At 61.5% G+C, this 12,650-nt stretch carries 15 protein-coding genes and 1 tRNA gene; 9 read left to right on the top strand and 7 right to left on the bottom strand.

Going from position 1 to position 12,650, the window contains the following annotated elements; translation table 11 throughout:
• Positions 1-59: 59 nt before the first annotated feature.
• The 7 genes from CN673_RS10590 (at position 60) to CN673_RS10560 (ending at position 4,679) form a co-directional block, all read left to right on the top strand.
• Positions 60-629: a ubiquinol-cytochrome C chaperone family protein gene (locus CN673_RS10590; protein ID WP_099866451.1), complete on the top strand. Its 570-nt coding sequence runs from the start codon at positions 60-62 to the stop codon at positions 627-629.
• The gene (locus CN673_RS10585) at positions 629-1,183 is read left to right on the top strand and encodes a YceD family protein (RefSeq protein WP_099866247.1); all 555 of its coding nucleotides are present in this window, start codon (positions 629-631) and stop codon (positions 1,181-1,183) included. The genes CN673_RS10590 and CN673_RS10585 overlap by 1 nt, the downstream gene beginning before the upstream one ends.
• A gap of 163 nt (positions 1,184-1,346) precedes the next feature.
• A complete protein-coding gene (gene plsX, locus CN673_RS10580; protein ID WP_099866246.1) occupies positions 1,347-2,399 on the top strand; it encodes a phosphate acyltransferase PlsX in 1,053 nt (350 codons plus the stop codon).
• 54 nt (positions 2,400-2,453) lie between these two features.
• Positions 2,454-3,425: a beta-ketoacyl-ACP synthase III gene (locus tag CN673_RS10575; RefSeq protein WP_099866245.1), complete on the top strand. Its 972-nt coding sequence runs from the start codon at positions 2,454-2,456 to the stop codon at positions 3,423-3,425.
• Between the two features lie 124 nt (positions 3,426-3,549).
• Positions 3,550-3,888, top strand: a complete 339-nt coding sequence (locus CN673_RS10570; RefSeq protein WP_099866450.1) for an integration host factor subunit alpha — start codon at positions 3,550-3,552, stop codon at positions 3,886-3,888.
• A gap of 120 nt (positions 3,889-4,008) precedes the next feature.
• On the top strand, positions 4,009-4,527 hold the full coding sequence (locus tag CN673_RS10565; RefSeq protein ID WP_099866244.1) for a MerR family transcriptional regulator: 519 nt from the start codon (positions 4,009-4,011) through the stop codon (positions 4,525-4,527).
• 75 nt (positions 4,528-4,602) lie between these two features.
• A tRNA-Pro gene (locus CN673_RS10560) sits at positions 4,603-4,679 on the top strand.
• A 27-nt stretch (positions 4,680-4,706) separates the two neighbouring features.
• On the opposite strand, the gene hmuQ is transcribed toward CN673_RS10560, so the two are convergent.
• From hmuQ to CN673_RS20895, 3 genes are all read right to left on the bottom strand, one after another.
• A complete protein-coding gene (hmuQ, locus tag CN673_RS10555) occupies positions 4,707-5,021 on the bottom strand; it encodes a heme-degrading protein HmuQ (RefSeq protein WP_099866243.1) in 315 nt (104 codons plus the stop codon).
• Positions 5,022-5,035: 14 nt separating this feature from the next.
• Positions 5,036-5,284, bottom strand: a complete 249-nt coding sequence (locus tag CN673_RS10550; RefSeq protein WP_099866242.1) for a hypothetical protein — start codon at positions 5,282-5,284, stop codon at positions 5,036-5,038.
• A gap of 177 nt (positions 5,285-5,461) precedes the next feature.
• On the bottom strand, positions 5,462-5,785 hold the full coding sequence (locus CN673_RS20895) for a hypothetical protein (protein WP_157928871.1): 324 nt from the start codon (positions 5,783-5,785) through the stop codon (positions 5,462-5,464).
• Here CN673_RS20895 and CN673_RS10540 point away from each other — a divergent pair.
• Positions 5,772-6,815, top strand: a complete 1,044-nt coding sequence (locus CN673_RS10540) for an aldo/keto reductase (protein WP_099866240.1) — start codon at positions 5,772-5,774, stop codon at positions 6,813-6,815. The two genes, CN673_RS20895 and CN673_RS10540, sit on opposite strands and share 14 nt — an antisense overlap.
• A 34-nt stretch (positions 6,816-6,849) precedes the next feature.
• Positions 6,850-7,890: an AbrB family transcriptional regulator gene (locus CN673_RS10535; protein WP_099866239.1), complete on the top strand. Its 1,041-nt coding sequence runs from the start codon at positions 6,850-6,852 to the stop codon at positions 7,888-7,890.
• Here the strand turns inward: CN673_RS10535 and CN673_RS10530 are convergent.
• The 4 genes from CN673_RS10530 to CN673_RS10515 form a co-directional block, all read right to left on the bottom strand.
• Complete coding sequence (locus CN673_RS10530; protein WP_370853032.1) at positions 7,821-9,035, bottom strand: O-antigen ligase family protein; 1,215 nt, start codon at positions 9,033-9,035, stop codon at positions 7,821-7,823. The genes CN673_RS10535 and CN673_RS10530 overlap by 70 nt on opposite strands.
• 80 nt (positions 9,036-9,115) lie before the next feature.
• Positions 9,116-10,663, bottom strand: coding sequence for an undecaprenyl-phosphate glucose phosphotransferase (locus CN673_RS10525; protein WP_099866237.1), 1,548 nt, complete (start codon positions 10,661-10,663; stop codon positions 9,116-9,118).
• Between the two features lie 44 nt (positions 10,664-10,707).
• Positions 10,708-11,886 (bottom strand): glycosyltransferase, encoded by a 1,179-nt coding sequence (locus CN673_RS10520; protein WP_099866236.1) that lies wholly within the window; start codon positions 11,884-11,886, stop codon positions 10,708-10,710.
• Between the two features lie 9 nt (positions 11,887-11,895).
• On the bottom strand, positions 11,896-12,468 hold the full coding sequence (locus CN673_RS10515; RefSeq protein ID WP_099866449.1) for a polysaccharide biosynthesis/export family protein: 573 nt from the start codon (positions 12,466-12,468) through the stop codon (positions 11,896-11,898).
• Positions 12,469-12,650: the final 182 nt, after the last annotated feature.

The raw sequence follows: 12,650 nt of genomic DNA, 5'->3' as shown, positions 1-12,650 counted from the left end.
CATGTTGCAACTGCCCCGCCGGGCGAGTGGCTGTCAGAAACGCGGACCAAGGCGATTTCATGGTATTCGGACTATTCGGGCGCAAAAAAAGCAATCGGCGCATCGTCGACGATGTCTATATGGCGTTGACCGAGGCGGCGCGTCAGCCTGTATTCTACGAGCAGATGTCGGTGCCCGACACGGTGATGGGCCGTTTTGAGATGGTTGCCGCCCACATGGTCGTTCTCGTCCGGCGGCTTTCCGGCGCCAGTCCGGCCGGACACGCCTTTGCGCAGGACCTGGTCGACACGTTTTTTCAGGATATCGACCACTCCATCCGTGAGATCGGTATCGGGGATATGGGCGTGCCCAAGCGCATGAAGAAGCTCGCCCGCATGTTCTACGGTCGCTACGAAGCCTACGACGCTGCCCTTGCCGCTGGCGATGACGAGGCGCTCGCCATGGCCCTCACCAGGAATGTCCATCCGGGTGCAGGCGATGCTCCGGGCGTTTCGGAGGGTATGGCGGGGCTGGCCAGCCATCTGCATGCAGCAGCACGCAATGTGGCTGCCCAGCCGGAAGCGGCAATCCTCTCCGGCCGCGTCGAATTTCCCGCACCCCAGCACCGCACAGCTTCGGAGGCGAGCTGATGAGCACGACCGGACCATTTGCCTACAAGATCAATGTCGGTCACGTGTCGGCCAACCCGCTGACCGTCAAGATGGAAGCTGATATGACCGAACGGGAGGCACTGGCCCGCGATTGGGGTGTCAGCGCCGTTCTCGATTTCGCCGCCACTTTCGAGGTGGTTCGGTGGAAGCGCGATGGAGTAAGGCTCACCGGAACGGTGAAGTGCCGTGTCGAGCAGCCTTGCGTCGTCACTTTGGAGCCGGTCGTTCAGAATATCGAGGAGCCGGTGTCGGCGACATTCGTTCCTGACGGCTCCAAGCTCGCCCGTATGACGGATCTGTCGGGAGGCGAGATCGTGATCGATGCGGAAGGACCGGATATGCCTGAACCGTTTGCCGGCGATGTCATTGACGCGGGCGCCGTGGCTGCCGAATTCGCGGCGATGGCCATCGACCGCTATCCGCGCAAGCCGGGCGTTCGCTTTGGTGAACACATCGAAAGCCGGGACGATGATGGCGAAACGGCACCATCGCCCTTCGCCGCTTTGAAGGACTGGAAGGGGGGAGAGAACTGAGGCTGATCGCGGGTTCATTCTTGCGATGAAGCGGCGATGGACCTGCCCACGGCCATCTCATGCCCGCAATTTCCCGACAATAGAGTTGTACGTGAGGCGAAAAGCAGTATTTTCGGCCCGCGCCGGAAGGCACCCGAGCTCGTGACGAAACGGACAGGATAGCGTGATAAGAATTTCTCTCGACGCCATGGGCGGCGACCAGGGACCGGAGGTTGTGATACCCGGAGCGGCCAAGGCACTGGAGCGCTATCCCGACGCGAGGTTCCTGATATTCGGCATCGAGGAACGCTGCCGTCCCTATCTCGAGCGCTTTCCCAAGCTGGCCGCGGCCAGCGAATTCCACCACTGCGAGATTGCCGTGCGGATGGACGACAAGCCGAGCCAGGCCTTGCGTCGCGGCCGCTGGCGCTCGTCCATGTGGCGCGCCATCGAGGCGGTGAAGTCCGGCGACGCCGATGTGTGCGTTTCGGCTGGCAACACTGGCGCGTTGATGGCCATGTCGAAATTCTGTCTGCGCACCATGGCCAACATCGAGCGCCCGGCGATCGCTGCCATATGGCCGACGCTGCGCGGCGAGAGCATCGTCCTTGATGTCGGCGCAACGGTCGGCGCCGATGCCCAGCAACTGATCGACTTTGCGATGATGGGCGCCGCCATGGCGCGCGCACTCTTTGGCATCGAGCGTCCGACAGTCGGTCTGCTCAACATCGGTGTCGAGGAAATCAAGGGGCAGGAAGAGGTCAAGGAAGCAGGCCGGCTGCTGCGCGAAGCGGATTTCCTGAGCCTCAACTATCATGGCTTCGTCGAAGGCGACGATCTGGGCAAGGGCATCGTCGACGTCGTCGTTACCGAGGGCTTCTCCGGCAATATCGCCTTGAAGACAGCCGAGGGGACTGCCCGGCAGATCGGCGGCTATTTGCGCGCGGCGATGACAAGGACCTGGCGCGCGAAACTCGGCTATCTTCTGGCCCGCGACGCGTTCGACCGTCTGCGCGAAAAGATGGATCCTCGCCGCGGCAACGGCGGCGTCTTCCTCGGTCTCAACGGCATCGTGATCAAGAGCCACGGCGGCACCGATGTCGAAGGCTTCGCCGCAGCCGTCGAGGTTGGGTTCGATATGGCGCGCAACGACCTGCGCCAGAAGATCTCGCGTGATCTCGATCTTTATCATGCGCGACGGATGCCGGCGCGTGCCGAGATGCAGGCGAGCATCTAGGATTTCAGACCGTAGCGTCGTGCAATGTGAAGTTTTGCCTGAACAGGAAAAGAAATGATCAGATCAATCGTTCGCGGCGTCGGCTCCGCCTTGCCAAGAAAGGTCATGGCCAACCGCGACTTCGAGAACGTGGTCGAGACGAGTGACGAATGGATCGTGCAGCGCACGGGGATTCGCCAGCGCCATATTGCAGGCGAGGGCGAAACGACCGCCTCGCTGGGTGAAAATGCGGCGCGCGCTGCCCTCGACAATGCAGGCTTGAAGCCCGAGGACATCGATCTGATCGTGCTGGCCACCTCCACGCCGGACAACACGTTCCCCGCAACAGCCGTCAACATCCAGGCGCGCCTCGGCATCACCCATGGGGCAGCATTCGATGTTCAGGCCGTGTGCACGGGTTTCGTCTATGCGCTGACCACTGCCGACCTCTATCTGCGGGGCGGCATGGCGAAGCGGGCGCTCGTGATCGGTTCGGAGACCTTCTCCCGGCTTCTCGACTGGAATGACCGCAGCACCTGCGTCCTCTTCGGCGACGGCGCTGGCGCCCTCGTCCTGGAAGCAGGTGAGGGGGCGGGCAGCGTCGGCGACCGTGGGGTCCTGACCGCGAAGCTCCGCTCGGACGGCAGCCACCGCGAAAAACTCTACGTAGACGGCGGACCCTCCACCACCGGCACCGTCGGACATCTGCGCATGGAAGGCCGCGAGGTGTTCAAGCACGCGGTCGGCATGATCACGGACGTCATCGAGGCGGTCTATGAGAAGACCGGTTACGGATCGACCGACATCGACTGGTTCGTTCCCCATCAGGCGAATGTGCGGATCATCGACGCTTCTGCCCGCAAGCTTGGCATCGCACCGGAGAAGGTCGTCGTGACGGTCGATCATCATGGCAACACCTCGGCTGCCTCGATCCCGTTGGCGCTCGCCGAGGCGGCGGCCGACGGCCGCATAAAGAAGGGCGATCTCGTCCTGCTGGAAGCGATGGGTGGCGGTTTCACATGGGGTGCGGTGCTGGTGCGCTGGTAGGCCGGTTCGGATCGGTCGCGCTTGCAGCGCAGCACGTCTCCTTCCTTGACGGTCAGACGGAACGTCAATAGTCTCAATCTATTGAACATCAAGACATTCGTTTTGAATATTCGGAACGGGGATGATGGGCGGAAAAACGGTGACAAGGGCGGATTTGGCGGAATCCGTTTTCAGGAAAGTCGGGTTGTCCCGCACGGAATCCGCCGCATTGGTCGAGATGGTGATCGAGGAAGTCTGCAACGCCATCGTGCGCGGCGAGACGGTCAAGCTGTCGTCATTCGCCACCTTCCAGGTCCGCGACAAGAACGAGCGCGTCGGGCGTAACCCCAAGACGGGTGAGGAAGTCCCGATATCGCCGCGCCGCGTCATGACGTTCAAGGCATCGAATGTGTTGAAGCAACGCGTGCTCAAATCTCATTTGACGCGACAGGGCCGCGAAAAGGCTGTTCGCACCGCGGTTTGATTGCGCTCTCAAACGCCCCACGCCGTTGAATTTCTGTGCAACTGTGTTTTAGACACTTGAAAAATTGCGTTCAACGCCCTGAAATGCATGAGAATCATCTCCTGTAGTATGGGGTATGGGATGGAAAAGAGTCCGGACGCATTTCGAACGATCAGCGAAGTGGCCGATGACCTGGACCTTCCGCAGCATGTGCTGCGGTTCTGGGAAAGTCGGTTTTCACAGATAAAGCCGATGAAGCGCGGCGGCGGCCGTCGCTATTATCGGCCCGATGATGTCGAACTCCTCAAGGGCATTCGGCACCTGCTTTACGATCAGGGCTATACCATCAAGGGCGTTCAGAAGCTGCTGAAGCAGAATGGCCCGAAATTCGTGATTGCCGTTGGCAGCGGGGACGTTGTCACGTTGGAGGCGTTGACGGCGGAGGCTGCCGCCAATGCGCCAGAGCCGGCAGCAAGCGATGGCGATCAGGTCGTCGGAAAGGCCAAGGCTCCTGCAGGTCGGCGCTTTTTCGGGTTCGGCGGTGACGGCGAAAAAGGCGACGACAAGGCCGTGGACCTGTCAAAGGAAAACCGGGCCTTGCTGCAGGAGGCGCTCTACGACCTGCTGGAATGCAAGAGGTTGCTCGATCAGGTCCGATGATCGGATGTTTTCAAAGGCTGCGCTCTTGCTTTGCCCGAAATGACGGACTAGAGACGGTGCAGCCTTTGGGCAGGTCGGAGCGTAGCGCAGCCCGGTAGCGCACTACACTGGGGGTGTAGGGGTCGTGGGTTCGAATCCCGCCGCTCCGACCATTTTCACCCAAGCCATGGCGCCTGCACTCAGGCACCTTCGACGACCGAAAATCCTTCAAATCGCGGATGTCCGATATAGTCGACCTTCCCGTCGCCCGTATTGCGGTGCGCCTTGCGGAAATTCTCCGAACGGGTCCAGGCAACGAAATCGTCTTCCGACCGCCAGATCGTGTGCGAGGCAAAGAGCGTACAGCCTTCGTCCTCGTCCAGTTTTCCGCGCAGCAGTCGGAACTCCACGAAGCCGGGGACCTCTGTGAGGGACGAATCACGATCCTTCCAGACGCGTTCGAAGGCCTCTTCCGAGCCTTGTTTCACCTTGAATCGGTTCATGGCGATATACATGCCGTGTCGGCTCCCTATTTTTCCGACGCATCGCGGTCGGTGCTGTCGCATTCAACGTCTGGCCCAGAAAAGCCACTACGTCGAAACATAAGGACATTGTCCGACGTGTCGACCGGGTAGGGCGGCAATGGATGCCGGCGCGCCATTTCTCTTCGGAAGATTTCCATGAATTCCGCTGCAAGCCCGTCGCCCTGATTTCCAACAGGCTCGGCCGCGGCCTTGTGCAGATTGATCAGCATGAAGAGGCTGTCGTCGTCTGTCATGATCCGGCCCGATCCGTTTGAGAGGCTGGCGTGGCAAAGCTGCGCCGCTTGACACGCCGGCGATGCTCGGGCAATGGCTATTAAAGATGAGTGTTGTTGTCAAGTTTTTGTACGTGTGTGCGAATCATGCGTTGGCGTCGGCACCAGGGATCGGGAGAAACAATGAGAACGCTTTGGTCAGTGAACGTCGCCGGTGTTCCCGTCATTCAGATTGCCTGCGCGGTTGCCTTGACCGTAGGCCCCTTGCTGCTCCCGGGCCTGCAGGAAACACAGCAAGACTGGATGCGGCAACATGAGGCTCGCGTGGATGCCGATCGTGCCGCGATCATCGGCGAAATGGCCGGCGCTCTTGTCGGACCGCAACGGCACTGAACGAATTGCCGCGAAGCCCTGCCAGGGGCTTGAAAATTGCCTGCTGCTATTGGAGAGAGGAGCTGCCTGAGATAAGTCAGGTAGCCTTACCTTATCGCTCAGCAGGATATCCTCGATGAAGTACCGCAAGCTCGGACGCACCGGACTTGAAGTCAGCGCGCTTTGCCTCGGAACAATGACCTGGGGTACGCAGAACACCCAGGCCGAAGCGCACGAGCAGATGGACTATGCGGTCGGCAAAGGCATCAATTTCTTCGACACCGCGGAGATGTATCCGACCAACCCGACTTCGGCCGAAACGCAGGGCGCGACCGAAGAGATCGTCGGCAACTGGTTCCGCGAGACAGGCAAGCGTTCCGACATCGTACTGGCCACCAAGGCCACCGGGCCGGGACCGAAATGGATTCGCGACGGCGCCAAGCTTGGTCGCGAAGATATCGTTGCGGCAGTGGATGGCAGCCTGAAGCGGTTGGGAACCGACCATATCGATCTTTATCAGATCCACTGGCCGAACCGCGATTCCTACCATTTCCGTCAGTCATGGAGCTATGATCCGAGCACACAGGATCGCGATGAGGTCGTGACCGAGATCCATGACATTCTCCGTGGTCTCGATGACGCGGTGAAGGCCGGCAAGGTCCGCCATGTTGGCCTGTCCAACGAGACATGCTGGGGAACATCGCAATATCTCGCCATCGCCGAGCGCGAAGGTCTGCCTCGCGTCCAGTCGGTCCAGAACGAATACAGCCTCATGCAGCGCCTGTTCGATCTGGACATGGCCGAGCTGGCGCACAACGAGGACGTCGGTTTGCTTGCCTTTTCTCCGCTGGCGGCTGGACTGCTTTCGGGCAAGTATCAGGGTGATGTCACGCCGCCCGGCACGCGGCGCGAAGCAAAGGCCGATCTTGGCGGCCGGTTGACCCCGCTATCTCTCGGCGTCGTGGACGAGTATCTCGCCGTTGCCCGCAAACACCAGCTCGATCCGTGCCAGATGGCGCTGGCGTTCTGCCTGACACGCCCCTTCATGACGGCTGCCATCATCGGCGCCACGTCGATGTCGCAGCTGCGGACCGATATCGCAGCGATCGATCTGACGCTCGACCAATCTGTGCTCGATGATATCCAAGCGGTTTACCGCCGCTTTCCGGTGCCGATGTGATGGCGCGCACCGCCAGCCGTTCCGGAATGGTTCGATGACCTTGCTGCGGCCGCGAAGCGAGACGGCGCAGGCCTGCCTCGCATTGGCGATCGCGGCCGCCGGCGCCATCGTGGCGTCTCTTGTTCACTTCCCGGCGCCGTACCTCACCGGGCCGGCCATCGCCGTCACCGCTGCCGGCCTGATGGGCGCGCGGCTCGCCGTGCCCGGTCGTTTGGCGGACGTCGCGATGATCCTGATAGGCATGAGCATCGGTGCGGGCGTCACGCCAGGGGTGTTGGACACGGCGAGGCAGTGGCCGGCCAGCTTCGTCCTGCTGGCCTTTTCGCTGCTGGCGATCATGATCGTCTCCAGCTATTGGCTCCGGCGGCATTTTGCATATGACCGCAAGACTGCGTTGCTCGCTTCCTCGCCCGGACATCTCAGCTACGTTCTGAGCCTGTCGACCGACACCAACGCGGATATCCGTCAGATCGGCTTGGTGCAAAGCATCCGCGTGCTTGCCCTCACGCTTATCGTGCCGGTCGTGGTGAGCGCGATGGGCGGTGAGATCGATCCAGATCAAGGCCCGGCGGCGGCGATGTCCGTCTTGTCGATCGCCCTGACGTTCATCCTGTCCATCCTGGTCGGTCTGGTCCTCAAGCGCTTCCGACTGCCGGCCGCGCTGCTGGTTGGCGGAATGATCGTTTCTACCGTCAGCCATCTCACGGGAACGATCGAAGGCGTCATGCCGCTCTGGCTGCAGATTCCGGCCTTCCTCATCATGGGCGCGCTGATCGGCTCGCGTTTCGGTGGGGTTACGCTGGCGATGCTGCGCAGCGCGTTTTCGGCCGGCATCGCCATCACCGTGATCGCCAGTGTCTTGGCCGCCGCGTTCGCCCTGCTCGTGGCGGGCCTGTTCGACCTGCCGACGGGGCAGTTGCTCATCGCCTTCATGCCGGGGGGCGTGGAAGCGATGATTGCGATTGCCGTGCTGCTCGATGCCGACCCGACCTTCGTCGCTGCCCATCACGTGATGCGATTGTTCATCCTGACGGCGCTCGTCCCCATAATGCTCGGGCGGCGCCGCACCAGCTGAGCTTCGCGCTGGTGGCGTCGCTCCAGCGCGAAGCAGCCCCATAATACCCCAAGGATGAGATAGAAGTGCCGCCAGTGATCGGTATCGATCACGGTTCCGACGATGACATGGGCGACGAAGACGATATAGGCTGTCATCAGGTAGGGCTGCCAGCTCCGCTCGCGCAGCAGGTAGCGAAAGCCCAATACCAGCGTCCAGACGATCAGCGCGAGGTAGGCGACGAAGCCGAGCCAGCCATAGTCGAGCAGCGCTTTCAGCCAGATATTGTGCGTGTCTTCTCCATAGATCGGACCGAAGGCGAGTGGGCCGATACCGAGCGGCTTTTCCATGGCAAGAAGAAAACCGAGCTTGTGGCGTTCGAAGCGCCCGAAGCGCGCACCGTCATAGTCCTGCACCAATTGGGCCCGGACCGTGAAAAGCTCCGAGACCGCATCGAACTGCAGCGCGAAAATCAGGGCCGCGATGAGGACGAGCAGCCCGATCAGCGCCATGACCAGCACGCGAAGCCGGAAGATGCCGGAACGTTGGCTGACGAGCATGACGAAAACGAGAAGCATCATCGAAAGCGCGGTGGCGCCCCATGCCGCGCGTGAGAACGAAAGGAAGATGCCGAAGGAAAGGATCAGCAGCGCCAGCAAGCGAAAGGGCGCGACGGCCAATCTGCCGTTAAGAATCCCGTGCATCAGGATGAGGGAGGGCAGGATGAGATAGGGCCCGAAGACGTTGGGATCGCCGAATGCGCCGCGGGCACGATCGTAAAGCGTAAAGCGCTCGCCCCCCGGGATGGCGCCGAAATACCCCAGGATGCCCAGCATCGCGGTCACCAGCGCTGCGGCGATATAGGCCCCGAAGATCAGTCTCAGTCGTCGCTCGTCGTCTTCGATGATCGCTGCGAAGAATACCGAGGTCAGCGCCAGAAAGACAGAAACGGCGATGTAGAGCGGTGCGCCTTCAAGGTCGTTCATCCGCGTCAAGGCGATCAGCCCGCCGATGTTGAACACAATCAGCAGGATCAGGAGCGGTGCGACGGTGCGCGATATGCGAAGCCCGAAAAGCGCCCACAGGCCGATCAACCCGACGAGGAACAGCTCGTAAGGGGCCGGTTCGTCGATGACGAAGCCGGAAAGGAAGACGCCGAACGCCATCAGCGCAGCGCCGATCAGACGGAACGTCGCGGCCTTCGGCGCTGCAACTCGTGCAGACCCCGGATGGTAGCCGACGGCGCTCAATACGCATTCTCCGTATTCAGCAAGCGGATTGGCGTCAGAAACAGGATCTTGAGGTCGAAGAAGAGAGACCAGTTCTCGATATAGTAGAGGTCGCAGGCAGTGCGTTGCTTGATCTTCTCGTCATTGTCGATTTCGCCGCGCCAGCCATTGATCTGAGCCCAGCCCGTGACGCCGGGCTTGACGCGGTGGCGCGCGAAATACCCATCCACGACTTCAACGAACAGCCGGTCGCGGGTTTGCGCCATCACCGCATGGGGGCGGGGACCGACAAGCGAAAGCTGCCCCTTCAGAACGTTGAACAGCTGTGGCAGTTCGTCGATCGACGTCTTGCGGATGATGCGGCCGACGCGGGTGACGCGTGGATCCCCCTTCGTCACCGCAAGCCGGGCCGTCGGGTCGCTCATCTCGGTGTACATCGAACGGAACTTGTAGATCTCCACTTCCTCGTTGTTGAAGCCGTGACGCTTCTGGCGAAAGAGGATCGGGCCTTTGGAGGTTGCCTTGATTGCGATCGCCGTGACGAGCATGACCGGCCAGAGCGTCGCGATGGCGAGCAGACTGAAAGCGACGTCGAAGACGCGCTTTGCCACCGAATCCCAATCCCGGATCGGCCGATCGAAGATCGCCAGCATCGGCACCGCGCCGACATAGGAATAGGAGCGTGGACGGAACCGCAGCCGGTTTGCATGGGCTGCCAGCCGGATGTCGAGCGGCAGCACCCAAAGATGCTTCAGCAAATGAAGCACGCGGGCTTCAGCCGTGATCGGGAGCGCGATGATCAGCATGTCGATGCGGGCCCGTCGTGCGAAGTCGACAAGGTCCGCGGTATTGCCGAGCTTGGGATAGCCGGCGACGATCGACGGCGAACGTTCCTCGTCGCGGTCATCGAAAATGCCGCAGATGCGAATGTCGTTCTCTGGCTGCTGTTCGAGCTGGCGGATCAGCCGTTTTGCCAGTTCTCCGCCGCCGACAATGACGGCGCGGCGTTCCATCGTTCCGTCACGCGCCCAGCGTCTGATGGCCCAGGCAACGAGTTGACGGCTGACGAAGAGAAAGGCGAGGCCCGAAAGGTACCACGCGCCGAACCAGACCCGCGAGAAGTCCGATCCCACCTTGAGAAAGAACGCAGCCAGCGCCATGGCGGCAACCGTCATGCTCCAGGCGACGAAGGCGCGCTTGAATGTGCGCAGTGGCATGCGCAGGGCCGGCACCTGATAAGTGTCGGCAGCCTGGAGCAGGATCACGCCGAGCAATGACCCGGCAACGATCGTCACGGCATAACCGGGACGAAAGCTTGACGCGTCCGGCATGACGTAGAGCGCGTGAATCAAGACGGCCAGAAGCAGGAGACCGGCAAACTCGAAGAGTCGCAACAGCCCCGTGACCATTTGCGGAGAGTAGCTCTCATCGCGCAATTGCCTCGCGATGCGGTCGGCGAGAGAACGCAGCTCGGTCTGCCGGGCGTCGTCGACTTCCGTCTCTGCCGTGCGGCCATGATCCGATCCGTCGGCCTGCCGCGCCGGGGCGCTCTCCTGTCTCGTCATCGTTGCGGTATCCTTTGCAGGTTACCGTAGGTAGCAGGAAGGAGCTAAGAAATATTTGATGCGGTCGTTTCACTTCGATCGGCCAGCGGAGCGGCATGAGCGCCGATGTAGGCCTGGCCGATCGCCTCGGCCATGCTCTGCGCGCTGAAACGCCTGCGAAAGCTCTCGATCGATGGCATCGCGGTAGTGAGCCAATCCGGCTCCTCGACCGCGCGGACCATCGCAGTTGCAAGGGCATCTGCATTTCCCGGCTGCACGAGGGCAGGGCTTTCCGCGCCGAGGATCTCGGGAATTCCGCCGACACGGCTGGCGATCACCGGCTTTCCCCCGGCAATCGCTTCCAGGACGATATAGGGCATGGCTTCGGCGCGTGAGGGGATGACGACGTTCCTGGCCATGGCAAAGGCATCACGGGCCTTCATCGCCGCATGCAGCGAAATCCGATCATCAAGGCCAAGGTCTTTCAGCATGGCTGCGTAGCGCGGCTTGTCATCGCCATCTCCGACCATCACACCCTTGAACGGTCTTCCGGCCAATCTTTCTGCCTGCTGGAACGCGCGGATGAAGACATCCGGCCCCTTGAGGTCGCGCATCATGCCGATATAGAGGAAGTCGGCAGCCTCGCGATGCAGCGCCACCGGCACGAATTCTCCTGAGTCCAGCCCGTTATAGACCAGCATCTCTGCGCATCGGGGGCGGCCGACCTTGTCGAGATAGGTTTGCCGCTCGTGCTCGCTGACGAAGACCAGCTGGTCGGTCATGCGCTCCATCATGCGCTCGATCGCAAAGAAGAATCGGCCGGACGGGCGAGCCGCATCATAGTGAAGACTGCCGCCATGCGGCGAATAGAAACGGGCGACGCGATACCTCGAAACCCGTAGCCGTGAGCCGACGATCCGAGCATAGGCGCCGCCCTTGGCGCCATGCCCATGCAGGATGTCTGGCTGCAAATTCTTGATTTCCCGATAGCTCGCAAGCGCCGCACGCACGTCGGAGGGTGCAATCGACCGCCCGATGGGCAGGCGTGTCAGCCCGAGAGCGAGATGCGGGCGGATCGCATCGAAGAGCGCGTCCTCGTAGGACCCGCCCGTCGTGCTGTCGCAGATGATCCCGACCTGATGGCCTGCGGCGCTGTGCTCGGCCGCAAGGTCGCGCACATGCCGGAATATCCCACCCACCGGAGAGCGGAAGCAATGGATGATACGCAGGCTTTTCTCGGGCATCGTCACGGATCAGAAGAGCCGCTCGCGGACATAGATCGTGTCGCCGGCCATGATCGGATCGGAAATGATCACGCGGCCGGTCATGACTTCGCCGTTGATGGTGCGGGTTATGTCAGCGTTCGCCTGATTGGCGCGCGAGGTGAACCCGCCGGCAATGGCGATCGCCTGCTGGACGGTCATGCCCGGCACGTAGCTGTACTGGCCGGCGGCACCGACCTCGCCCATGATGAAGAAGGATCGATATTGGTCGACCTCGACCGTCACGTCCGGATCGCGCAGGTAGCCGTTGCGAAGTGCGGCGGCGAGTGCCGATTCCATCTGCTGAAGCGTCTGTCCGCGTGCCGGCAAAGAGCCCACGAGCGGAAAGGAAATGTATCCGGCTTGGTCGATCGAGTAGGTGCCTGTCAGCTCTTCCTGGTCGAATACGGTCACGCGCAGACGGTCGCCGGCGCCGAGCTGATAGGGCTGAATGGTCGCCTCATGAAACGCGGCCGGGGCCGGGCGGTACCCCGAACAGCCTCCGAGCACCGCAACGGCGGCGAGCGACAGCAGTATGTAAGTCGTTCCGATTTTCGCGAGCATCGCCATGTCCAGACGCAATGGCGCTGATCGCGCCGTTGCCATGGTTATCGACCGATTAGGGTTAACAGCTGGTAAAAAGGGCCGATGTCATCCGCTCTTCCTCCAGCGCATCGACCGGAAATATCGGCATTAACCATTGGCTTACCACGATTGTTTACGCTCCAGCCCGGTGGATCCGATCC

The organism is Neopararhizobium haloflavum (genome assembly GCF_002750855.1).
GTDB lineage: Bacteria > Pseudomonadota > Alphaproteobacteria > Rhizobiales > Rhizobiaceae > Georhizobium > Georhizobium haloflavum.
Note: the sequence above shows the minus strand (reverse complement) of the source record. Positions and strands in the feature narration are given on the sequence as shown.

Excerpts from the sequence above, each read along its gene's own strand:
- hmuQ (WP_099866243.1), bottom strand. The coding sequence starts at position 5,021 with ATGTATATCGCCATGAACCGATTCAAGGTGAAACAAGGCTCGGAAGAG.
- CN673_RS10570 (WP_099866450.1), top strand. The coding sequence starts at position 3,550 with ATGGGCGGAAAAACGGTGACAAGGGCGGATTTGGCGGAATCCGTTTTC.
- CN673_RS10590 (WP_099866451.1), top strand. The coding sequence starts at position 60 with ATGGTATTCGGACTATTCGGGCGCAAAAAAAGCAATCGGCGCATCGTC.
- CN673_RS10575 (WP_099866245.1), top strand. The coding sequence starts at position 2,454 with ATGATCAGATCAATCGTTCGCGGCGTCGGCTCCGCCTTGCCAAGAAAG.
- CN673_RS10550 (WP_099866242.1), bottom strand. The coding sequence starts at position 5,284 with ATGACAGACGACGACAGCCTCTTCATGCTGATCAATCTGCACAAGGCC.
- CN673_RS10565 (WP_099866244.1), top strand. The coding sequence starts at position 4,009 with ATGGAAAAGAGTCCGGACGCATTTCGAACGATCAGCGAAGTGGCCGAT.
- CN673_RS10540 (WP_099866240.1), top strand. The coding sequence starts at position 5,772 with ATGAAGTACCGCAAGCTCGGACGCACCGGACTTGAAGTCAGCGCGCTT.
- CN673_RS10530 (WP_370853032.1), bottom strand. The coding sequence starts at position 9,035 with ATGGCGTTCGGCGTCTTCCTTTCCGGCTTCGTCATCGACGAACCGGCC.
- CN673_RS10520 (WP_099866236.1), bottom strand. The coding sequence starts at position 11,886 with ATGCCCGAGAAAAGCCTGCGTATCATCCATTGCTTCCGCTCTCCGGTG.
- CN673_RS10525 (WP_099866237.1), bottom strand. The coding sequence starts at position 10,663 with ATGACGAGACAGGAGAGCGCCCCGGCGCGGCAGGCCGACGGATCGGAT.
- CN673_RS10585 (WP_099866247.1), top strand. The coding sequence starts at position 629 with ATGAGCACGACCGGACCATTTGCCTACAAGATCAATGTCGGTCACGTG.
- CN673_RS10515 (WP_099866449.1), bottom strand. The coding sequence starts at position 12,468 with ATGCTCGCGAAAATCGGAACGACTTACATACTGCTGTCGCTCGCCGCC.
- CN673_RS10535 (WP_099866239.1), top strand. The coding sequence starts at position 6,850 with ATGACCTTGCTGCGGCCGCGAAGCGAGACGGCGCAGGCCTGCCTCGCA.